Source organism: Streptomyces sp. NPDC104309 (genome assembly GCF_055584025.1).
In genome coordinates, this window is sequence record NZ_JBVJMV010000052.1 from 12,635 (window position 1) to 35,191 (window position 22,557).

Annotated in this window: 18 protein-coding genes; 13 read left to right on the top strand and 5 right to left on the bottom strand. The window is 70.0% G+C overall.

Annotated features, from left to right (window positions below):
- Positions 1–981: peptidoglycan DD-metalloendopeptidase family protein (locus tag ACZ68L_RS40065; protein ID WP_469587959.1), on the bottom strand; the 981-nt coding region annotated here is incomplete at its 3' end.
- A gap of 13 nt (positions 982–994) precedes the next feature.
- Positions 995–1,984 carry an alpha/beta hydrolase-fold protein gene (locus ACZ68L_RS40070; RefSeq protein WP_469587961.1) on the bottom strand — a complete coding sequence of 330 codons (990 nt, stop codon included), beginning with the start codon at positions 1,982–1,984 and terminating at the stop codon, positions 995–997.
- Positions 1,985–2,237: 253 nt separating this feature from the next.
- Between ACZ68L_RS40070 and ACZ68L_RS40075 the strand changes: the two genes are divergently transcribed.
- Complete coding sequence (locus tag ACZ68L_RS40075) at positions 2,238–2,429, top strand: hypothetical protein (protein WP_469587963.1); 192 nt, start codon at positions 2,238–2,240, stop codon at positions 2,427–2,429.
- Here ACZ68L_RS40075 and ACZ68L_RS40080 read toward each other — a convergent pair.
- A complete protein-coding gene (locus tag ACZ68L_RS40080; RefSeq protein ID WP_469587965.1) occupies positions 2,423–2,629 on the bottom strand; it encodes a DUF397 domain-containing protein in 207 nt (68 codons plus the stop codon). The genes ACZ68L_RS40075 and ACZ68L_RS40080 overlap by 7 nt on opposite strands.
- Entirely contained in the window at positions 2,626–3,453 is an 828-nt protein-coding gene (locus ACZ68L_RS40085) for a helix-turn-helix domain-containing protein (protein ID WP_469588040.1), read from the bottom strand. The genes ACZ68L_RS40080 and ACZ68L_RS40085 overlap by 4 nt, the downstream gene beginning before the upstream one ends.
- 200 nt (positions 3,454–3,653) lie before the next feature.
- Between ACZ68L_RS40085 and ACZ68L_RS40090 the strand changes: the two genes are divergently transcribed.
- The 10 genes from ACZ68L_RS40090 (at position 3,654) to ACZ68L_RS40135 (ending at position 17,046) form a co-directional block, all read left to right on the top strand.
- The gene (locus ACZ68L_RS40090) at positions 3,654–4,130 is read left to right on the top strand and encodes an ATP-binding protein (RefSeq protein WP_469587967.1); all 477 of its coding nucleotides are present in this window, start codon (positions 3,654–3,656) and stop codon (positions 4,128–4,130) included.
- A gap of 167 nt (positions 4,131–4,297) precedes the next feature.
- Entirely contained in the window at positions 4,298–4,849 is a 552-nt protein-coding gene (locus ACZ68L_RS40095; protein WP_469587969.1) for a hypothetical protein, read from the top strand.
- Between the two features lie 499 nt (positions 4,850–5,348).
- Complete coding sequence (locus ACZ68L_RS40100; protein ID WP_469587973.1) at positions 5,349–5,801, top strand: hypothetical protein; 453 nt, start codon at positions 5,349–5,351, stop codon at positions 5,799–5,801.
- A gap of 62 nt (positions 5,802–5,863) precedes the next feature.
- Positions 5,864–8,020 carry a hypothetical protein gene (locus ACZ68L_RS40105; RefSeq protein ID WP_469587975.1) on the top strand — a complete coding sequence of 719 codons (2,157 nt, stop codon included), beginning with the start codon at positions 5,864–5,866 and terminating at the stop codon, positions 8,018–8,020.
- An 8-nt stretch (positions 8,021–8,028) separates the two neighbouring features.
- Positions 8,029–8,667, top strand: a complete 639-nt coding sequence (locus tag ACZ68L_RS40110; RefSeq protein WP_469587978.1) for a hypothetical protein — start codon at positions 8,029–8,031, stop codon at positions 8,665–8,667.
- A 24-nt stretch (positions 8,668–8,691) separates the two neighbouring features.
- On the top strand, positions 8,692–8,838 hold the full coding sequence (locus ACZ68L_RS40115; RefSeq protein ID WP_469588049.1) for a hypothetical protein: 147 nt from the start codon (positions 8,692–8,694) through the stop codon (positions 8,836–8,838).
- Between the two features lie 60 nt (positions 8,839–8,898).
- Positions 8,899–10,461, top strand: a complete 1,563-nt coding sequence (locus ACZ68L_RS40120; RefSeq protein WP_469587980.1) for a TIGR02677 family protein — start codon at positions 8,899–8,901, stop codon at positions 10,459–10,461.
- Entirely contained in the window at positions 10,458–11,696 is a 1,239-nt protein-coding gene (locus ACZ68L_RS40125) for a TIGR02678 family protein (protein WP_469587985.1), read from the top strand. The genes ACZ68L_RS40120 and ACZ68L_RS40125 overlap by 4 nt, the downstream gene beginning before the upstream one ends.
- Positions 11,693–15,811, top strand: coding sequence for a TIGR02680 family protein (locus ACZ68L_RS40130; protein ID WP_469587988.1), 4,119 nt, complete (start codon positions 11,693–11,695; stop codon positions 15,809–15,811). Before ACZ68L_RS40125 ends, ACZ68L_RS40130 begins: the two co-directional genes overlap by 4 nt.
- Entirely contained in the window at positions 15,802–17,046 is a 1,245-nt protein-coding gene (locus ACZ68L_RS40135) for a TIGR02679 family protein (protein ID WP_469587991.1), read from the top strand. The genes ACZ68L_RS40130 and ACZ68L_RS40135 overlap by 10 nt, the downstream gene beginning before the upstream one ends.
- A 681-nt stretch (positions 17,047–17,727) precedes the next feature.
- Here ACZ68L_RS40135 and ACZ68L_RS40140 read toward each other — a convergent pair.
- Complete coding sequence (locus tag ACZ68L_RS40140) at positions 17,728–18,657, bottom strand: hypothetical protein (RefSeq protein WP_469587993.1); 930 nt, start codon at positions 18,655–18,657, stop codon at positions 17,728–17,730.
- A gap of 39 nt (positions 18,658–18,696) precedes the next feature.
- On the opposite strand from ACZ68L_RS40140, the gene ACZ68L_RS40145 reads away from it, so the two are divergent.
- A complete protein-coding gene (locus tag ACZ68L_RS40145; RefSeq protein ID WP_469587996.1) occupies positions 18,697–19,947 on the top strand; it encodes a CapA family protein in 1,251 nt (416 codons plus the stop codon).
- Between the two features lie 309 nt (positions 19,948–20,256).
- The gene (locus ACZ68L_RS40150; protein WP_469588000.1) at positions 20,257–22,554 is read left to right on the top strand and encodes a HAMP domain-containing protein; all 2,298 of its coding nucleotides are present in this window, start codon (positions 20,257–20,259) and stop codon (positions 22,552–22,554) included.
- Positions 22,555–22,557 lie beyond the last annotated feature (3 nt).

Consider the following 22,557-nt stretch of genomic DNA (forward strand, 5'->3'; position numbering starts at 1 on the left):
GGACTTCTCCATTTCGATCCGGCTGTTGGCCGGGCCGCCGCCGGCTGATTCCCAGTCGGACCAGCCGCTGTTGGGGGCCGTCTGGTATTTGTGGAAGAGCCCGGCCGGGCCGGAGGCGAAGACTTCGAGGCGTCCGTCGCCGTTCGCGCCGACGGCGATGTCTTTGCCGCCGCCGCCGAAGTTTTCCCAGCCTGACCATTCGCCTGCGGGTGAGAGTTGGTAGAGGTGCTGGAAGACGTTGTTGTTGATGGCGAAGAGTTCAAGGCGGCCGTCCGCGTTCGGGCCGATCGCCAGCTCTGCGCCGCCGGGACCGCCAAGCGGCTTCCAGTCGGACCAGCCGCCGTTGACGCTTGTCTGCCAGGCGTGGTGGACGCCGTCGGCCCCGGCCGCGAAGACTTCGAGGCGGCCGTCCGCCGACCGGGCCGACACCACCCGGCCCGACTCCGCCGGATACACCAGCGGAGTGGGACGGGGCCCGGTGCCGGGGGTGCAGGGCAACACCACGCCGCGGTCGGCGAGGTAGGGCTCCGGGTCGATGCCGTACGAGGCGGACGAGTCTCCCCAGATGCGCAGATGGAGATGGGGGCCGGTCGAGTTGCCCTCGGCGCCCATCAGGGCGATCCGCTGACCGGCCACGACGTGGTCGCCGACGGACACGTCCCGCTGGTACATGTGCCCGTACTCGGAGATCCTCCCGTCGGGGTGCTGGATGCGGATCCACTGGCCGTAGCCGCTTTCGTAGCCGGAGATGGTCACCTCGCCGTCGCCCACGGCATAGATCGGAGTGCCGTAGTCGTTGGCGATGTCGACGCCGTTATGGCCGCTGTGGTAGTGCTGGGACACGTAGCCGGTGGCCGGGCACGCCGCGGTGAAATCGGCCGCCTGGGCGGTGGCCGGCGAGGCCAGTACCAGTCCGGGCGCCAAGGCCGCGGTCGCGGCGAGCAGGACGCGCAGCGCGCGTCGGGGGAGAGTGAGTGACACGTGACGCCTCCCGTCACGCCTTGCGCAGGCGGCCGATGATGCCGTCGATGTCGCGCTGCATCATGTCGTGGCGGATGAAGTGGCCGCCGGGCAGCTCGTACGACTCGTGCGGGATCCCGGCCCGGTCGAGCAGTCCGCGGAACTCGCGCTGGCCGGCGAGCACCTGGTTCTCGTTGACGGTGTCGAACCAGTTGATGGGGTCGGGGCTGGTGCCGCCGACGAGGAAGACCCGCTTGTTGCGGTAGCTCTCGATGCGCTGGACCGGGTTGTCGGCGGTGACCCTGGCCTCGTCCCACAGCGGCGCACCGTAGATGGTGCCGCCGCCCAGGTCGAGGGCCGCGGAGGACGCGTTGGCCCAGTGGGCGACCAGGCCGAAGTCGCGGCGCAGGCTGGCCGGGCCGGAATGGGCGCTGACCGAGGCGAAGTGGCCGTAGTACTTGGCGGCGTACTTGAGCGCGCCGAAGCCGCCCATGGAGAAACCGGCCACGGCCCGGCCGTCGTACTCGGCGTAGGTGCGGAAGTTGGCCTCGACCCAGGGCAGCAGCTGGTTGATGTGGAAGTGCTCCCAGTTGCGGGGACCGACGTTGGAGCTGACGGGGTTGGAGTACCAGCCGGCGTGGCCGCCGTCGGGCATGACCACGATGATGGGCTTGCCGGCGGTCCAGGCGCGGATACCCTCGCGGTCGAAGGTGATGAAGTCCTGGTCCGATCCGCCGCCGTGGAAGAGGTAGAGGACGGGGTAGGTGCGGCCGCTCCAGTGGTAGTCGTCCGGCAGCAGCACGTTGACAGCGGGGTTCCAGCCGATCGCGTCGGTCTGGAACCGGTAGTACCACATCCGGGGGTCGCCCTCGTTGTGGTCCACGATGTGCAGGCCGAAGCCGTCTCCGGCCGCCGCGGCGGTCGATGCCCCCGCGAGCACGCCTCCGGCGCCCAGGGCCAGGGCGGCGGTGACGCCGCCCGCGGACTTGAGGATGCTTCTGCGGGTGGGCTGGTGCGAGGTCAACGTAGCCTCCTGGGTGGGGGAAACGAGGCGTCGGATGGTCCGGCCGCCGCGTGACAGGCGGTTCGGAAGGTAGCGACGCGACTCCTCGGCGGAGAACCCGGAACCTTACGGACTGACAGGCGCGGCCCGGACGCGGTACAAGGCGAGCGGGACCCTTGCGTCACGCGTTCGGGTCCGCCGCGGTGGATCGTTCCGCGGGGCTCCGCGCCGGCCGGGAGGGTCACACCCCCGCCGCCTGCGAGGAGCCGCGCCGATGGACTCGACTGCGTACCGCTACGACGATCTGAGTGCGCTGTTCGTCAACCGCACCCGCAAGCGCTCCCCGGAGGCGAGCAACGCCGAGGGCCTCATCGAGCGCAGCCGTGCGGTGATGGCCGACTTGGACATGCCGACGCCCCGCGTCCGGTGCGGACCGGACGTGGGGCGTCAGCAGGTCGCTCAGTGATCGGCGGCGTACGAGACGAAGGCGGCCCACTGCCGGGGCCCGAAGGCGAGTTGAGGGCTCTGCCTGTCCTTCGAGTCCCGCACACGGACAGTGCCCGGGGCGGAAGCGACCTCGACGCAGGCAGCTCCGTCGGGATTGCTGTGGCTGCTCTTGAACCACTCCAGTTCGGTGCCGTTACTGGTCGGGGGCTTCGGGCTCATGTCTCTCCAAGCAGTTTCTCGATGTAGGCCAGCGACTCTCGTGGTGTGAGTGCCTGGGCTCGGATGATCCCATAGCGCAGTTCAAGGATCTGGACCTCTCGGCGATCAGAGATCAGGCGGCTAGCCAGTTGGATATCGGTGTGCGCCACGGTGGTGCCCTCCTTCAACCGCAGGAGATGGAAGGGGCCGTCGAGTCCGGCGTTGTCCTCGCGGTCCATGGGCAGCACCTGGATCTCCACGTTCCGCATTTGCCCGATCTCCAACAGCCGTTCGAGCTGTCGGCGCAGCACCATTCTGCCTCCGACTGGCCGACGTAGGGCAGCCTCATCCTGCACGAAGCTGAAGGCCGGGATCATCCCCTTTTCGCCGATGATCCGCTGCCGTGCCAACCGGGCAGCGACAAGCCGCTCCACCTCCTCCTCGGAGAACGCGGGCCGCCGCGATCCGAACACGGCTTTCAGATACTCCGTCGTCTGCAAGAGCCCGTTGATGACGGAGTTGTCGTAGGTGCAGATCTCAACCGCCTTCGCCTCCAGCTTGGCCAGATCCCGCACCTTCTTCGGATACCGAGCCTCCTCCGCGTCCTTCTTCAGTCCGGCAATCAGCCCATCGGCCACCAATACCGCGTCGGCCTTGGCCAGGAACGCCTCACTCGGCGCCCGCCGCCCCCGCTCCACCGAGGACACCTGTTCCTCGCTGTAGCCGATGCCCGTTCCCAACTCGGCCTGGGTGAGCCCTTTCCGCTCGCGGCACGTCTTGACGACCCGGCCGATCGTCCGCAGGACGGCCGCCGACTCCTCGTCGTCACCGTCGTACGGCTCCATCCCGTCACCGCGCTGCACTCCCTGCCCCGTCACACCCACGTTCGCGCACCTCCATGTCCGCCACGTCCGTACTCAACTCCTCGTCGGCGCAACGCGTAACGCCGCGCCGCCCGGACAGAGCCGGACAGAGCCCGGACAGTGACGCTGCGTACCGTCGTCGTTACTGGTCAGCGTAGAGGTGGCCGACCACGCTGAGTGACATGAATCGCGATACTGCCCACTCGTCGGCATTCCGCCCCGAGCCCACGCAACACACCGTTCCCACCCGTCACTTCGCCATCCTCCTCTCGGCCACCCCGCGCGGCGCCCGCCTCGCCCGCCGCCTCGCGGCCGAGGAAATCCACCGCTGGGGCTGGCCGTACGACACCGGGGCCAACCGGACGGCGACACTCCTGGTGGCCGAACTCGCCACGAACGCGGTGCTGCACGGCCGGGCACCGGGCCGCGACTTCCGCCTGCGGCTCACCCTCCGCCCAGGGGGTCCAGCCCTCCGTATCGAAGTCACGGACGCGAATCCCGACCGCCGCCCACCCGCTCCAGGCGCGATCCCGCCGCCGTCCCCCGACCTCGACTCCGGCCGGGGCCTCCTCCTCGTCGAGGCCCTGTCCACCCACTGGGGAACCACCGACGGCGACCCGTACACCAAGACCGTCTGGTGCGAGGTCACCCTGACCTGACCGGCAGTGGCGTCCGCGAGGTTGCTCGTCTGCGAGAAGCAGGTCGAGGCAGTGCTCGCGGACTTGGAACGGTGGGGCGTACCGGCGGAAGGCGGGCCGGACAACACCTTCCCGACCGTCCGAGCCGTGCGCTTCGCCAATCGACGTAGCAGGTCCTCGGCTGTCTCGTGTCGGTTCTGTTCCGTGACGATCTGGGAGATCTGTTTGGCCAGCATCGTCCGCCGGACGTCTCTCTCCGTGAAGCCCATGGCGTCGAGGAAGCCCGAGAGATGATCCGCGGCCGTTCTTTCGTGCGGGGCGGCAGCCGATGCCTCTTCCAGGAATTCCGGAGGGATTCGCTCGCCCGGTTGCTGTGGCAGGAGGTCCTGAAGCCGCTCAGGAATGTCGGTGTCATTGGCCGCGGACGTGAGCTGCGCGAGCAGGGCCAGGTCAGCCACCGTCTTCTCCACGTGCTCGTCGTTCTTGGCGAGCCACCAGACCACTGCGCTGCCGGTGTCCTTCAGCACGTCCTCGCCCAGGTACTGGCGTCTGCTCTGCTCGTACTTGCGTTGGTGCTCCCAGACCGCCTTGTCCTGGCGTACATCGGCGAGTCTGTCCAAGCGCTCCTGGTCCTGCTCCAGCAAGGTGAGGCTGATGTCTTCCGCCATGGCCTGGAGGTGTTCTGTGGGATACGGGCACATACGACCGAGGACACCGCTGAGCTCGTGCTGCACGAGTGAGGTCGGCCCGGCTCCCGTCGCTCGGTGACGGCGCGGGCACGATTCAGGACTGCTTCGACGGCGAGTCCCGCCGGATTGAGGACGGGGTCTTTTCCGGGCGATTCAATGAGGAAGCAGCGTACGGTCGCCGAGGACACGAAGTTGTAGTCGTCCCAGTGGTCCTCGCCCACCACACCACGCCTTTTTGCGGCTCCTCGATGAAGGTGCTGCCATCGGTAGGGCGATGCCGATATCGGCGGGAGAGTTCGGCAGCCAGGAGACGGCCGTCGCGAGCGGCCTCGGTGTGTGCATCGCCTTTCGTCCGGACAATCGTTCATAACGACGGCAATATGTCAGTAAGTTTCCTCATCGCATGTATGGGCGGAAAATGGCGGGCGCTCCGATGTGAGTAAAGCGTGCCCATCTCCCTCCAGCGTGTTCACTCTGCACGCAAGTTGCTAGCGTGCATGGAGCGAAGGCGTCCATGTGGGCGACCGACGTACGGGGAAGGGGTCAGCGCATGGCATGGGACGAATGGGAACAACTCAAGAGCAGTGCCGCGGAGAAGCACTCCGCGCACATGCGGCTCAACCAGATACCCGCCGACGGGGGTGGCGGCGCGGCTGACGGTGACCTGGTCGTGCACGACGACGAACTGGGGAGGATGGGCAACACGGCGTACGAACTGCGTCAGAAGTTCGGCACGGACAGCGACTTCGCCCGCCCCAGTACGTTCACCGCATCGATCGACCTGTTCAACGACGGGCTGGACATGGGTTCCGCACTGACCGAACTGCACGATGCGTGGAACACCCAGACCGCGACGTTGAAGGAGGCGTGCGCGCACATCTCGAATCACTTCGACTTCACGCGCGCGCAGCATTCCAAGGACGAAGTCCATATCAATACGGCGATGAGGAACGCGGGCGGCGATCTGATGTCCGTGTCGAAGATCAACGACTACATCAATTAGCTTCACAGAAAGATCAGTGACTGAAAGCTACGGGGGCCCGGCGGCGGATGACAGTGGAAACGATGACAGCGCAGGAACTCACTGATCTGCGTCTGGGTACGTTGGACACCGCGGTGTCCGACTGGGAAAAGATGCACACGAAGCTCGAGACGCTGGCCACCGGGGAGGGCGGTGGTGCGAGCGCCAAAGGTCTTCGGACGCAGGCGGACGCCGCCGACTGGAAGGGGGTCAATGCCACCATCTCCAAGGAGTTCGTCACCAAGATCGCTGTCGAGTTCCAAGATGTGGCCGCCCAGGCGAAGAGCGTGCTCGGTATCCTGCGCGACGCCAGCGCTGCCTTCAAGAAGCACAAGGCGGCACTGCGGACAGTCATTGACGACGTCGCCAAGACCAATATCTACATCAACGCCAAGGGCGGTGCTGTCGCCTCCGTCCCCTCGGGCGCGGCGGCCGGCGGCGGCGACATCCACACGCCGAGCGACGAGGACCTCGCCGTCGCGGAGCGCCGGGTGAAGCGGGTGCTCCGGGAAGCGAGCGAGACCGACCGCATTGCCGCGCGGGCGTTGCGCGCACTGGCGAAGAACAAGTACGACTTCACCGGCGACGGTCCGGGCGGGCTCAAGGAGGCCGACGACCGTCAAGGCAAGGCGGACGCCGACTACTGGGCGAAGAAGGCCCGGGAGACCAACCCCGGGGAGTGGAGTGACGAGGACGTCGCGCGCTTCAACGAGACCCTCAGGTACCAGCGCGACAACCCGGGCTTCAGCGAGCGGTTCGCCACCACGCTGGGCGCCGAGGGGACGCTCCAGTTCTGGCGGGACATGGCGGCCCCACCCGGCGGCGCGGTCGACGGCGAGCGGGCCAAGACCCTCGCCGAGGTCCAGGACAACCTGAGCATGACACTGGCCACCGCCACCCACAGCGACAGTCCTGCCATGGAGACCTGGAAGCGCGAGGTGATCGCGGCCGGTGACAAGCCGTTCCCGATCCAGGGACTGCCCATGGGACCCAACGGCTACCAAGTCATGAGCAGCCTGATGGGCAAGGGCAAGTTCGACGACGACTTCCTGCACGACTATGGTGACAGCCTGCTGAAGTACGAGCGCGAGTTCCCTGGGGACCCGGAGGTCGCCTGGCGCGACACGACCAACCTCAACTACCCGCCCACGGACGAGCCCAACGACCCGTTCGTCGGCTTCATGGAAGGCCTCGGACACAACCCCGAGGCGTCGTTGGAGTTCTTCAACGACTCGACGACCGCGGACGGCAAGAAGCTCGACAACTGGGAGTACCTGGTGGCCAAGGGCGACGACGCCCGCGAGTGGCCACCGGGCGAGGACGGTAAGCCGCTGGGGCACGACGCCCTGGGCCACGCCCTCGAATCGGCCACCATCGGTGTGCCGTACGACTCCGACGCGACACCGCCGAAGCACTCGTCCGGCAGCGCGGACCTCGTCAACCGGATCGTCGCGGAGTACGGCAAGAACCACGACCGGCTCGACGACTCCCCGCTGAGCGACAGCCTCGGCAACATCACGGCTGAGTACATGCGTGACGTTCAGGACGGGATGAACAGCAAGCGGGACATCCCGACCTACGGAAGCAACGCCAACCTGGGCGACCCGTCGCCGGGGCTGCTGAAGGATTTCCTCGCCGGGGTGGGCAAGGACCCCGATGCCTATGGAGCGATCATCAATTCCCAGCAGGCGGTCACCACCGAGCTCATCAACGACGCCTACCACGACAAGGCGAGGTACAACGAGCTCTCGCCAGAGATCGGAAACCGCGTCACCCCCGGCGCCGAGATCGCGGGGATCATGGCCGAGTCCCGTACCCAGGCCGTGTACGACGACAAGATCGCCTCCGACGAGGAGTTCAACGAGGGCCTGACGACCGCCGACAAGTGGGCCGACCGCGCCATCGACATGGGGTTGTCCAAGCTGCCGGTCGCGGGGGACGCCGCCGGGATGATCATCGGGGACATCAAGGAAGCAGTCGTGGACCACTACACCCGCGACTCCAGCGACGAGGCTGGTCAGGAGCGGAGCGACTTCCTGGAGAGCCAGCGAGCCAAGTCCGCGGACGCTGTGTACGACGCCACGTATCAGGCGGCCGTCGCGGCCGGGACCGACCCGGAGAATGCCAGGAGCCAGGCCGATACCGCCGCCCGCCATGTCAAGGAGGGCTACAGCATGGGCCGCCAACGGGCAGGGAGCTGAGAAGGACCGTGCGGAACGATGCGACGGGAACGCCGTCGAGTGGCAACAAGCGGAAGAAGATCGTGTTCGCCGCTCTGGGCGTTCTCGTGCTCGCAGGAGTGGGCATCGCCCTGTTCCTGCCGGACCGGGAGCCGGCCCTCTCCATACCCGACCGCGTATGCGCGGAAGCGGTGCCCAGTACCCATGTGAAGTCTCTGCTGCCGGAACGGGGCGAGCCCTTCGAGGAAGAACGCGCCGTCAACTTCATGCGTGATGCGTCGAGGGGGCTGGGGATGTGCGACCTGTCCGGCGGCGGCAGAATTTTCGAGATCAGGTACAGCAGGCTCCAGGACCCAAAATACAGCCGGGAATGGGTGCAGCGGGATGCGTCGAAACCCGGCAACATCCCGATCTCGCTCGGAGCGGCCGGGGGGTACATCGAGAGCTACAACAGGGCCGAGCTGTTCGTCGACTGCCCGTACGCGAAGGGGCGTAAGGATCTCCTGGAGGTCTCGGTCGGCATCGGAGGCGTCTCTGAGACCAAGGACAGCACCAGGCAGGCAGAGCTCTCCGCGCTGGCGGCCGACGTCGCCCGTGTGGTCGCCCGCGACGTGGAACGCTGCGAGGGCGCCGCCGACCTCCCCGACGGCGCCCCGAAGGTCGGCTGAGAGCAGACGATGCGCAAGCGACTCATGGCTTCCGTGAGCGTGGGCGCCGTGGTTCTCGTCCAGCCCGACGCGGACGATCCGGTCTGGTTCGCGTCCGTTGCCGTGCGGGACGAGGGCGGCTACGAGGTCGCTCCGGGAGGCAGCGGCTTGCAAGGTCGCATCGCGGTGTGAATCAGCCAAGTGCTTTCGTCCCTGTCTGCGACTGTGCCCGCTGCGGGAGAATGGCCGGCGATGACCGTCACCACCAGCGCTCCGGAACCACGACCGGACGCCTACAGCCCCTTCGCTCACCTCACCGTCCAGAACACGGCTCTCTACCGTCAGGTGATGCGGGTCTTCGTCATCGCCAAAGAACGGTTTGCGGTGCATCTGCGTCCCGAGGATGTGCTTGCTGCCCTGCCGGCCGAGGTGCGACCCGCTGAGCTGGACGTTGTGGCGAAGGCACTGGACAGCCTCGTCGGCTGGGGCAACCTGCGTGCCGACCCCGACACCGCGCGGGTGACCGCCGTCGAGGACTTCTACCGGAAGCGGTTCATCTACCAGCTCACCCGAGCCGGAGAAGCCGCCGAGGAAGCCCTCGGAGTCTACGACGAGGCGCTCGGGCGGCGCGGCGCGCTGCAGGCCGTCGCCCTGCACGACATCGTCACCCAGTTGAGGGCCCTCTTCGTGCTGGCGGCCGAGGAACAGCCGGATCAGGCCAAAATCCATTTGGCGCTTGACGCGCTGGCGAGTCGGTTCGTCGCTCTCGCCGACAACGCACGCGCCTTCATGGGGTCCCTGCAGCGGACCATCGACCTCCACGACGTCGAAGAGGAGGCCTTCCTCGCTTACAAGAATCGGCTCATCCAGTACCTGGAGCGTTTCATCCAGGACCTGATCACTCTGGGCGGGCGTATCGCCCGGCTGATCCTGGAGCTGGAAGACGCCGGGAGCATCGAGCCGCTGCTGCGGGCCGCCGCGGCACGTGAGGCGGTCGACGCTTCGCCGGAGGAGGCCGAACACGCCCAGCGGGAGGCGTACGACCGCTGGGCCGGTCGCTGGACCGGCCTCGCCGCGTGGTTCATCAGCCGGGAGGGGCGCGAGTCGCAGGCCAGGTTGCTGCGCGGCCGGGCCCTCGGCGCGATTCCTCAGCTCCTGGCCGTCGTACGGTCGCTGAACGAACGCAGGGCCGGGCGCTCCGACCGCTCCGCCGACTTCCGTATCCTGGCCCGCTGGTTCGCCGAGGCACCGGACGACGACGCTCGGCACCGGTTGTGGCGCACAGCCTTCGGGCTGTACCCCGCCCGGCATCTCACAGTCGACGCCGACACCCTCGCGGCCCGCGTGGCGCTGCCGGTTCCCACGGCCACTCCGTGGGCCGAGGCCGAGCCACTGCGGATCAGTCCCCAGTTGCGCCGCACCGGCAGCTATGAGCGGCGAGGCAAGCCCCGCAAGGTCGAGGACCGGGAGGAACCGCGCCGCAGACTCGCTGAGGTGGCTGCAAAGCAGGCCGCCGAGACCGCGGCGGCACGCGCCCGGCTCGTCACCGACGGAATCACCCGGCTCTCCGGACTCGGTGAACTCGACCCCGCGTCCTTCGGGCTCTTCCTCCAGCTGCTCGGCGACGCCCTGGCCACCTGGCGTCCTGGTATGCGACACACCGTGGCCACCAGCAACGACGGCTCCATGGAGATCAGACTCAGCGCGCTCGCCGACGGCGACACCGCTCAGATCCGGACAGCTGGAGGCGTTTTCCGCGGTCCCGACCACCTCATCGAGATCACCGACCTGACGGACGGAGGCGACGACCGGTGAACAGTACTCCGCTTGCCGAGGTGCTCGACGGCCAGCACGCAGCCGAGCTCCGCAAGGCGGCTCGCGCCCTGCTCAAACAGCCTCTCCTGCTCGCCCGTGGCCGGTACGCCGACGAGTTCCGCCTCGTCCGCCGGCACGCATCCGAATTGCGCGAATGGTTCGACCGCAATACCGGTTGGGCCCTTCAGACGGATGCCGAGGCCGCTCGCCTGCGGAAAGTACCCGGCGTCCTCAGCGATCCCACGCACCCCGCGCGCGAGGCGACCCGCGCTGCCGCCCCCTTCACGCGGCGCCGCTACGTCCTGCTCTGCCTCGCCCTCGCCGCCCTCGAACGCGGCGAGGCCCAGATCGCGCTCGGCCGCCTTGCTGATCAGGTCGTCCTCGACGCCGCCGATCCTCACCTCGCCCGGGTGGGCATCCGGTTCACCCTGGACCGTCGCGACGAGCGCCTCGACCTTGCGGCCGTCGTACGGCTCCTGCTCGGCCTCGGTGTGCTGCGGCGGGTGGCCGGCGACGAGGAGGCGTATGTCAGCGGAGCCGGCGATGTGCTGTACGACGTGGAACGGCGTGTGCTGGCCGGGCTGCTCGCCGCGCGCCGCGGCCCCTCCACCGTCCACGCCGAGACCCTCGCGGACCGTCTCACCGAACTCGTCGCCGAGACCGCCCTGGACAGTGACGAACTGCGCTTCCGCGCCATGCGACGCTCACTGACCCGCAGGCTCCTGGACGACCCGGTGCTCTACTACGACGAGTTGACCGACGCCGAGCTCGCCTACCTCACCCGGCAACGAGGCTTCCTCACCACCCGCATCACCGAGCTCACCGGCCTGGTTCCCGAGGTGCGGGCCGAAGGCATCGCGATGGTCGACCCGGACGACGATCTCACCGACGTCCGGATGCCCGAACAGGGAACCCACGGTCACATCACGTTGCTGCTCGCCGAGCACTTGGCCGCAGCGGGCGGCCCCGTCACCACCGACCAGCTGGCGCTCCGTGTCCGGGAACTCGCCGCCGAACACGGCGGATTCTGGGCCAAGTCCGCGCGGGAGCCCGGTATGGAAGCCGAACTGGTGGAACAGGCCGTCGTCCGGCTCGCCGCCCTCGGGCTGGTCTCCCGTACAGCCCACGGAGCGGCGCCACGTCCCGCCCTCGCCCGATACGCGGTCGGGGAGACCGTCGTAGTCGAATCCGGTTCCGCACGCATGCCTGTGCAGCGAAAGGACAGCAAGCCGTGACCCGCCTCCCCGATCCACAGCGCTCCCGTTGGCAGCCCCTGCGGATCGGACTCGTCGACCTCTTCCACTACGACGTGGAGGAATTCCATTTCCGGGACGGGCGCCTGCTCCTGCGCGGGAACAACGGCACCGGCAAGTCCAAGGTGCTCGCCCTGACTCTGCCCTTCCTGCTCGACGGGGATCTCAGCTCACGCCGCGTCGAACCCGACGGCGACCCGGGCAAGCGGATGGAGTGGAACCTGCTCCTTGGTGGCGAGCACCCGCACTCCGAGCGGCTCGGCTACACCTGGATCGAGTTCGGCAGGCGGGACGAGACCAGCGGCGAACGGCATTTCCGTACGCTGCTCTGCGGACTCAAGGCCGTCAGTGGGCGGGGCATCGCACGCCATTGGTACGCGCTCACCGGCCAGCGCGTCGACCACCGCCCGGGGGCCGTCGCCGAGGCATCCCTCAGCCTGCTCGACGCCACCGGCACGGCGCTGTCCAGGGACCGGCTCGCCGAGGCCGTCGCCGGGCACGGCATGGTGTACGACCAGGCCAGGAGCTACCGCAGGGCTGTTGACGAGGCGCTGTTCGGGCTCGGTGAGCAGCGCTACGGCGCCCTGGTCGACCTGCTCATTCAGCTGCGCCAGCCACAGCTGTCCAAGCGCCCCAACGAGGCGGCCCTGTCCCGAGCCCTCACCGAGGCCCTGCCGCCCATGGACCAGGCGGTCATCGCGGACGTGGCCGAGGCATTCCGCTCCCTGGACGAGGAGAAGGAGGAACTGGCGGCCGCCTCCGCCGCCGAGCGGGCCGCCTCAGCCTTTCTGGATCATTACCGGCGCTACGCCCGGATCGCCACCCGCCGGCGCGCCCGCCTCCCGCGCGGGGAGCACTCCCGCTACGAGCACCTTCAGCGGGACCTCGCCGAGGCGCAGGCCCAGCAGACCCGCGCCCAGGAGGCACGGGCGGAGGCCGAGGAACGGATCGCCGCATCGGAAGCGACCCGAGCACGCCTGCGGGCCCAGGACGCGGCCCTGCGCGAGGGCCCCGAGATGCGCAGCGCCCGAGAGCTGGAGCAGGCGGCCAACGCGGTGGAGCGGACCGTCCGCGCCCTGGAGAGGGCCCGCGACGACAGGGAGCAGGCCGCAGGCGTGCACACCCGGGCTCTCGGGCGGCTCGGAGCAGCCGAGAACCGACTGCGCGCCGCCGGTCGGCTGGCGAACGACACCTTCCGGCAAGCGCGGGAGGAGGCTGTCGCCGCACGGATCGACCTGCCGGGGGACGACGGACTGCCCGAGTCCGAACTGCGGCGCGCGGCCGAGGAATCGACGGACCGCGGACGTCGTGCGCTCGCCCACGCGGAGGACCTCGCAAAGACGGCTGATCGAACGGCCGAGGGGCGGCGCCAGGCATCCGTCCGTCTCGATGAGGCGGATGCCGACCTCGGCCAGGCGACCGCGGCGCAGGGCCGGACGGAGGAAGCCGCCGCAAGGGCGGGGCGGGCCCTGCTCGACGAGGTACGGGAACACGCACGTGCCTGGGCGGAGTTGTCCTGCCCCGACATGGCCGGCCTGCTCGATGAACTCCAGGAGTGGACGCGGCACCTGGACGGGCCGTACCCGGCCCGCGCGCACGCGGTACGAGCCCACAGTGCCGCCTCGGTGCGACTGGCCGACCAGGCGGCCGAAGCGGCACGCCGGACACGGGAGCTGGCAGAACGCACCGGCCGGGTCCATGAGGAGGTCACCGCGCTGGAGGCGGGCGGACGACGAGGTCCCCAACCCTCGTCCACGCGCACGCCAGGCCTGCGCGAACAGCTTGCCGGCGCACCGTTCTGGCGGCTGGTGGACTTCCACGACGGCCTCTCGGAGCAGGAACGTGCGGGACTGGAGGCGGCGTTGGAAGCGTCCGGACTCCTGGACGCGTGGGTGCTCCCCGACGGCTCCGCGCTCACCGCCGACGGGCACGACGTACTCCTCTCCCCGACGACCGGGCCGGTGACCGGGCCTTCGCTCAGCGGGCTCCTGCACCCGGCCGTGGACCGCGGCGACGCGCAGGCGGCGGTGGGCGAGGGCACCGTGCGACGGCTGCTCGCCGCCATCGGGGCAGGGGGAGACGCCGGAGTCGGCACATGGGCGGGGACGGACGGGAGCTTCCGTGTCGGCACCCTCACCGGCCGTTGGGCCAAGCCCGTCGCCCAGTACGTCGGCGAGGGGGCGCGGGAAGCCGCGCGGCGGTCCCGCATCGCCGTCCTGCGTACGGAACTCGACCTGCTCCAGCAGGAGTCGGCCGACGTCGCGGCGCGGTCCGAGGTGGTGGCCGCACGCCGTGCCGCCCTCGACGCCGAGCTGGCCGGTGTACCCGACGACGGCCCCCTCACCAGGGCGCACGCCCAGGTGACGGCCGCCGCCGAGTCGGTGCGCCGGATGCGCTCGCGGCGCGAAGAGCGGGCCGCCGACCTCCTGGAGGCTGCCGAGCGGGCCGAACGGGCCGCCACCGAGCTCGCCGAGACCGCCGGCGAACTGGGCCTGCCCGCCGACCGGGCCGGCCTCGCCGACGTCCGCCGGGCCCATGGCGCCCTCGCCGTGGCCCTGGCCGCTCTGTGGCCCACCCTGCGCGAACGAGGCGAGGCGGCCCGCCGGGCGGCGGAGGAACGCGCCGAGGCCGGGCAGGCGGGGGAGCGGAGCGCCGAACTCGCCCGGAGGGCCGAGGAAGCCGACAGGGAGGCCGCGGCGGCGGACGAGCGTCACACCACGCTGCGATCCACTGTCGGAGCGGCCGTCGCCGAGCTCGAACGACGGCTCACCGAGACAGCCGAAGCCCTGCGCCGCTGCGAGGCCGACCAGAGGACAACCCGGCAGCACTACGCCGAGGCCGACCGGGAGGCGAGCAAAGCCGAAGGCCACATCGAGCGGCTGGAGAAGAACCTGGCGGATGCGGCCGAGACACGTGCGCAAGCCATCGCGGGGCTGCAGAGGTTCACCGCTACGGGGCTGATCACGGTCGCCCTGCCGGACCTCCAGGTCCCGGCCTCGGGGGACGGGCCCTGGGCGGCCACGCCCGCCATCGTGCTCGCTCGTGCCATCGAGTCAGGGCTGGCGTCGGCCGACGACTCGGACGGTGCGTGGGAACGCGTACAGCGGCGGCTGAGCGAGGAACTCAAGACTCTGCAGGACACCCTGTCCCGGCACGGGCACACCGCCTCCGCCCGGATGGTGGAGGACGGCATGGTCGTCGACATCGTCTACCAGGGCCGTGAGCGTGCCGTACCCGAACTTGCCGAGGCACTCACCGCCGAGGTGGGCGAGCTCACCCGCATTCTGTCGGCCCACGAACGGGAGATCCTCGAAACGCACCTGATCACCGAGGTCGCGGGAACCCTCCAGGAACTCATCGGGGCCGCCGAACGACAAGTGCGCGACATGAACGCGGAGCTGGAGGACCGCCCCACCTCCACCGGCATGAAGCTGCGGCTGGTCTGGCGGGCCTCCCGCAGGGCCCCCTCCGGCCTCGCCCCGGCCCGTGAGCGGCTGCGTCAGTCCGCCGACGCCTGGACCCCGGAGGACCGGACGGCGGTGGGCGAGTTTCTCCAGACGCAGATTGCCCGGCAGCAGACGGACGACAGGTCCGGCAGCTGGCTCGAACACCTCACCGCCGCGCTCGACTACCGCGCCTGGCACGAATTCGCGGTCGAGCGGCACCAGCACAGCCGCTGGGTCCCGGCCACGGGCCCGGTCTCCGGCGGCGAGCGGGTCCTCGCGGTATCCGTGCCGCTGTTCGCCGCGGCCTCCTCGCACTACGCGAGCGCGAGCAGCCCGTACGCGCCGCGCCTGGTCACCCTCGACGAGGCGTTCGCGGGCGTGGACGACGATTCGCGTGCCAAGTGTCTGGGTCTGCTGCACGCGTTCGACCTGGACGTGGTGATGACGAGCGAACGGGAGTGGGCCTGCTATCCGCAGGTGCCCGGCGTCGCCATCGCCCAACTCTCGCGGATCGACGAGGTGGCGGCGGTACTCGTCACCCGCTGGGAATGGGACGGTGGCCGGCGGCTCCGCCGAGAGGATCCGGTGCGGGCATCGGATCGTACGGACGCACCGGCGGGGGCAGTGGGACCGGAGCCGGTGTGGAACTGAAACCCGTCGGCCGGCCCGTCGACGAGGTCAGGCTGCGCCGTCTCCTGGGCGACCCCGGCCTTGAGTGGTTGGTCGACCGGGCGCGTCGGCGCCTCGCGCGTGAAGAGCCCCTGACCGGCCCGGTTTCGCTCGGCTCACCCACACCGGCCCAGCGCGCCTCGGCTGAGCGGCTGTTGGCCCGTTCTCCTGGCAAGGGGCGTTCTTTGAGCGTTCGGCTCGACGAGGTGGACGCCGTCCTTCGCCGCTCCGGCATCAGCCCCGACGGCCTGGCCGCGGCGGTGGCCGTGCTCAGCGGGCCGATCGTCCTGCTCGGCCCGGCCCGCGAGGCCGAGGAGCGTGCCTGGCAGGAGGCGTATGCCTCGGTCGACGACCTCGCGGACCAGGTCCCGGCGCTCGCGGCGTGGGCCGCCCGGCTCCGGGGCGACGGGTTGGTACGGCGCCTCGCCGGCACTCCTGCCAAGGCCGGGGCCCTCCTCGGCCAGGCCGCCGCCACGCTCCGCCTCCTTCCCGCGGACCCGCCCGTCTCGCTTCCCGCCTTCGCGGCTCGGCGGCTCGGCAGTGCCCATGCCTTGGACGACGGCACCCCCTTGGCCACCCTCACCCTCTCGGGCATCCGAGCGCTGACGGGCTTTCGCGACGGGGCGGGCGCGGAATGGCGCCGGGAGGCGTGGGCATCGGCGGGTCTGCTCCGTGACGAGCTGTCCTCAACGGTCCTCACCCTGAATCTGCGGGGCACGCCGGCCCTGGACTGGATGGCCGACGCGGGCGAGCCGTCCGTCCTGACCCTGCGGCAGCTGCTCCGACGACCGCCCGTCTCGACCGCTCTGTCCGTCCGGATCTGCGAGAACCCGGCGGTACTCGCCGCGGCCGCCGACGCGCAGGGCCCGCACTCCGCGCCGCTGGTCTGCCTTCAGGGCCAGCCGTCCGCCGCCGCTCTCGCCCTCCTGCGCCACCTGCACGAGGGCGGGGCAGCGCTGCACTACCACGGGGACTTCGACTGGGGCGGACTGCGCATCGCCTCCGCACTCCTGCGTCGCGTCCCCTGGCGGCCCTGGCGCTACACGGCCACCGACTACCGTTCGGCGGCGGCACTCGCGGGCCCTCACAGCTTGCCGCTCACCGGGCAGCCGGCCGAGGCGCCCTGGGACCCGGATCTCTCCGAGGCTCTCTTGGAACTGGGCACCCGAGTCGAGGAGGAGACGGTCCTCGACACGCTGCTGACCGACCTGGAGTGACGACGGTCCAGGCCTGCCGCCGGCGAGTGGGCTGCTCATCACCCTCGCCCAGGAAGCCCAGTGAGACGGCCCTGCTCTCCTTCTCGGGTCCGTAACGGTGTGCCGGATCCGGTAGGGAGATCGAGGTGGCTGGGCGGTCAAGAGGGTGGGAAGCAGGTGCCGCCCTGGGCCATGTCCTTTCGTCGGACGCCTGAGGGGAAGAGCAAGCGCGAGGCAGGCGCCCGCCGCACAGGCGACGGCAACCGGCCGACGAACACGGCGGCAGCGTTTGTTTCGAGATGAGCTGCGAACTGCCTCAAGCGGACGAACTCGCGGGCGAGTTCGAGCGCGGCCGGGTCGCGGTCGGGTGTGCCTCGTGAAGTGCCGTCAGGCCGGTGCTCAGGGCCCGGAGGCGTCCCGGCTACGACGCGGGGCGTGAGAGAGGGAGGGGGGAAGGGGAGCAGTGGTCGGCCGGCCGGAGAGGAAGGTCCGGACGCTGCCCGGACTGCCTGGCCGAGTACTCGCCCGCCAGGGGCGCGGCAGAGCACTCGCGCCCGTCACGGCCGGTGGACCAAGGGCGCCCGCTGGGACCGGTGGGGTGCTCGCGCCCGCTGGGACCGGAGGGCGCCCGCGTCCGTCGGGACCGGTGGACCAGGAGCGCCCCGGGACGCCCTCCGCGCCATATGCCCTGCGTGCCTCACCTCAGGGCAGAGTGGTCGCGAGTGCTCCGGCCGCCCGCCGCATCCGCTCCTCGTCGTCGCGCACGCTCCGGCTGAACTCCATGTGGAGGAACGGGACACCGTCCGCCGCCGCGCGTCGTCCCTGTTCGTTGCTGCGGCCCTCCAGCGCGCAGCGTCGCGCCCACGCCCGGCAGACGGCGAAGCCCTCCCGCCGCAGGGCGGTCGCCGTGCGGCGGGCCGCCGCACGCCCCTGGTCGCCCTTGCCGGTGGACGCGATCACGTCGTAGTCCGGTTCGGTGGAGTCGGCGAAGCCGTGCACCTGCAGGCCCGGCAGCCGGCGCCGGGCCAGTTCGTCGCAGACCGCGTCGAACACCGTGTCGCCGCGGTGCGCGACATCGGCGCGGTCCCCCTCCCCGGCGTTCCGATGGGCGCCGGCCAGCACCAGTACCCCACCGGTCCTGGCGCGAAGCACCCCGATGCCCAACTGCTCGCTGCGCATGTCGGCGACCGGATGCGGTACCTGGACCGACCAGCGGGCCGGGGTGCCGAGGTCGACGTAGACCCGGCCCCAGCCCCGCCTGACCTCCGCCGCGCGGTCGGCGATCTCGGCGATGCGCCGGCCGGTCCCGGTGTCGGTGAAGGTACGGATGCCGAAGTCGACCTCGGCCAGGCGGCGCCCGGCTTCGGCCCGGTGGCCGTCCAGGAAGAGCCCGACGGCCTCGGCGACGGTACGGCGCTGGGTGGGCAGAGGCCGCTGATAGTCGCTGTGCGCGACCGTTCCCCTGGTGAATTCGGTGATGCGCCGGGCCAGGTCGTCGCCGTCACGGGCAGTGGGAGCGGCCGAATCGTGCCGGGCCCGGTCGCCGGACGGGACGAGAACCGCCACCAGCGCACCGAGCGTGACCAGTATCACCACGGTACTCAGCAGTATTGCCTTGATCGTTATCTTCACGGCAGAGTCTCGTGTCCTATCCGAACGAAAATATCAGGGGTGTCATCATTCCCTCTCAACTCCTTCGCGGCCCGCGCCGCTGTGCTGGCGCTCCTCGCCGCCACCGCGACGGGCTGCTCGCTGCCGGGCAGTGACAGTGACGCCGCCGACGCGCAGTCGGGCCCGTCGTTCACTGTCGCCGCCGCGGGCGACATCCTGATCCATCCGCAGCTGACCGAACAGGCCCGCAAGGACGCCGAGTCGGCCGGCGGCAAGGGCGCCGGAAGCGGCGGCACCGCCGCCGACGGGCTCGACTTCGGCGCGATCATGGCCGGGGTCAAGCCTGTGATCAGCAAGGCCGACTTGGCGATCTGCCACTTCGAGCCGGTCATCGGCAAGCCGGAGGGGCCGTTCCAGAGCTACCCGGACTTCCTGGTCCCGCCGCAGATCACCACGGCGATCAAGGATGTCGGTTACGACACTTGTTCGACGGCGTCCAACCACACCCTCGACCACGGGGCCGAGGGCGTGAAGCGCACGCTCGACACCCTCGACAAGGCAGGTCTCAAGCACACCGGTTCGGCGCGCAGCGGCGCGGAGGCGACCAAGCCGCTGATCATGGACGTGAAGGGCGTGAAGGTCGCCCAACTGTCCTACGCCTTCGGGTTCAACGGCCGCGAGATCCCGGCCGACAAGCCCTGGATCGTCAACCAGAACTCGTTCGACAGGATCGCCGCCGCCGAGAAGGCTGCCCGCAAGGCCGGTGCCGAAGTGGTGATCCTCAGCATCCACTGGGGCCGCGAACATCACCCGGATCCGAGTGCCCCGCAGCTGAAGCTGGCCCGCAGGCTGGCGAGGGAGACCGGGATCAACCTGGTGATCGGCCACCACGCGCACGTGGTGCAGCCGATGGAGAAGGTCGACGGCACATGGGTGGCGTACGGCCTCGGCAACCAGCTGGCGCGGCACGACGTGCCGTCCGGGCTGACCGAGGAAGGCGTCATCGGCTGGTTCGAGTTCCACAAGCGGGGCGGCACATGGGATGTGGACGCGCGCTACGTGCCGACGCTCGTCACCATCCCGCCGGACGCCGACGAGAGCGACCCGGACTCCGTGGAGGCGGCCGGTAAGCGGGGCGCGGTGAAGGACCACCGGCTGCTGAATCTGGCCGAATCCTTGCGAGGCGGCAAGGACCTCTCGTCCGAGGAGCGGGCGAGGTACCGGCTGGCATTCGAGCGCACCCAGGGCACGATGCTCAACCGGGGTGCCGCCAAGGACGGTCTGAAGCCGTTGGAGGGCCTCCCGGACTGATCACCGTCCTCCCGGACGACCGTACGCCGACCTCCCCGCCGACCAGCGGCCGAGCAGCAACCGGCTGGTGGCCGAATCCTGGCTGTCCTACAGGTGTCTCACAGGTTTCCAACAGGTGACGCACAGCTGAGTGATCGCCGAGTGGGCCCAAAGTCAAGAATTCGGCTTCAAACGTCGCGTACGTCACACCGGCAACTCTCCGTACAACTTTCCGCCAAGCTTCCGGGTCGTGGAACTGATCACTCCTTCTCCATGGCATGCATTGGCGCGGGTCTCAACTCGGGCCAGAACCTGAAAGGCAACACACTCATGGCCGCTTCGTCTGCGAAACGGCGGCACAAGGTCCGACGCCGGGCCGATATGTCGCTGCTGGGTGGCATCCGTCCACCCATCGCGGTCCTCTCGGCCCTGCTGCTCTCCCTCGCGGGCATCACCGCCCTCGGTCTGGGGAGAGCCGGCCAGGACCCCGTACCCAAGGCCGTGCTGACCTCGCAGCAGCACTTCGCCGAGGACGGTGCCGTCGCCATGCGCGCCTCGATCGACGAGAGCGCCACCGACCTGACCCGTACCGCCGGGCTCTTCAGCGCCGGTGATCCGGTCTCGCCGGACGCCGTCCTCGACAAGATCGGCAGTGTCTACCAGAAATGGATGGGCACGGCCGTCGTGGAGATCAAGTCCGGGCGGATGCTTGCCGCGCGCGGTGAGAACGTGCCCGTCACCGCCGTCGACACGAGCAAGCTCGCCGGGAAGGACGGGCTCAGCCCGCGCATGGTGCGGCTGCAGAACGGTGAGACCCGGCTGCTCGCCTTCGCCCTGCTCTCCTGGCCGGACCGGCCGCAGCAGTTGCTGATCGCATCGAGCAGTCTGCGGTTCCCGGGCATCAGCCTCGGGCAGTTTCGCTCCATCGCCGTCATCGACAGCGAGGGGCGCATTCTCAGCAGCGACGGCATTCCGGAACCCGAGCAGGTCCTCACCGATCTGCAGCGCGATGGCGTCAAGCGCTCCAACAAGCAGCTGAAAGCTTTCTCCAAGATCGCTGCCGCCAAGTCGGCGCAACATCCGCTCAAGGCGAAGGAGCCCGGTTCCGGCGGCTTCCTCGGGGTCAGCGGCAGTCTGCTCGGCGACTCCTTCGAAGGCGACCGCTCCATCGCCGGATATGCCACGCTCACCGGCCCGGAGCCCGGCGAAGGGACCGTCGCGACCGCGCTCGGTCTGACCGTCGTCTCCATGGTCGACGTCGCGGTGGACCCCACCCGGGTCGCCGGGCCGCTCTTCGGCCTGCTCGCCGCGGTCGCGCTGCTGCTGATCGGCGCCCTCGCGGTCGCCCTGCTGCTCGGTACGGTCCAGCGGCCGCTGCTGAAACTCTTCCTGGAGAGCCGCCGGCTCACCCGAGGCGATCTGACCCGTCCCGTCACCGTCCCGAGGTACGGCGAGGCCGCGCGGATCGGGCAGGCTCTGGAACGGCTCCGTCGCCAGCTCCTGGGCGAACCCGCCGGCACCACGGACGCGTCCTCCGGTGCGTCGCGCCGCCGCCGCGTCGGCACCCGCGGCCTCGTCGTGGTCTGCGGCGTCCTGCTCCTCGCCTGGTCGGCGCCGATGCTGCTGCTCTTCAACCGCGCCGACTCGACCGTCGCCGTACCGGAACAGATCATCAGCGACCAGCGCGAGCGCACCGACACGCTCTCCGACCGGGTGCGCCGCGCGCTCAACGAGGGCCACGCCGACCTGGTTTCCGTCTCCGCGCTGATCGGCAACCGGACCAGCCCCGACGACATGAAGAAGGTCCTGGAGCGCACCCGCACCGAGCACGTGCGCTACCGGTCGCTGTACGTACGCTCCGCCGAGGGCACCATCCTCGCCCGCGCCGGCGAGTCCCCGCACGACCTGCCCGCGAGCGGGAGCGGCGTCGACAAGCTGTTCGCGCAGCCGATCAGCGTCCTCAACGAGTCGGGCAAGGAGCCCGTCATCGCCGGATACGCCGAGATCCAGGGCCGCGACGGAGCCGCCGTGATCGGTGAGTTCCGGATCGACTTCATCAACTCGCTGCTCAAGCGCCCCGGCCTCGGCCAGATCCGGGTCGTCGACGACGAACGCCGGGTCCTTGGCGGCAACACCGGCTACCTCGCCTTCCAGAGCCTTCCGAAGCGGCTCGACGAGCTGGCGACCGGCACCAACCAGAAGACCGGCCTCAGTGCCCGCGCCAGCGGTGTCATGTACCGCGACGGTGACGGAGTCCAGGTCGCCGGAGCCGCGCCGTTCGTCGGCGGCGGGGCAGCGAAGAAGCTCGGCTGGACGGTGGTCAGCTGGCAGCCCGCCGCGGGTCTCGCGATCCCCGAGTACAGCCTGCAGAACCGCACCGTCCTGGCCGGACTGCTCGGCATCACCGCCGCCGCCGCTTGTCTCGGCTGGCTGCACATCGTCGTCGTACGGCCGCTGCGCGAACTGGCCGGCAAGGCCGAGGCGCTCGCCGACGGCGACCGGCGCACCGTGCTCTTCCCGCACCACCACGACGAGGTCGGCGCGGTCACGCGAAGTCTCGAACTCGTCCGGCAGCAGCTCCAGGAGCAGCGCAGACGCGACGGCGCCCCCCTCGCCGGAAGGAACTGATCG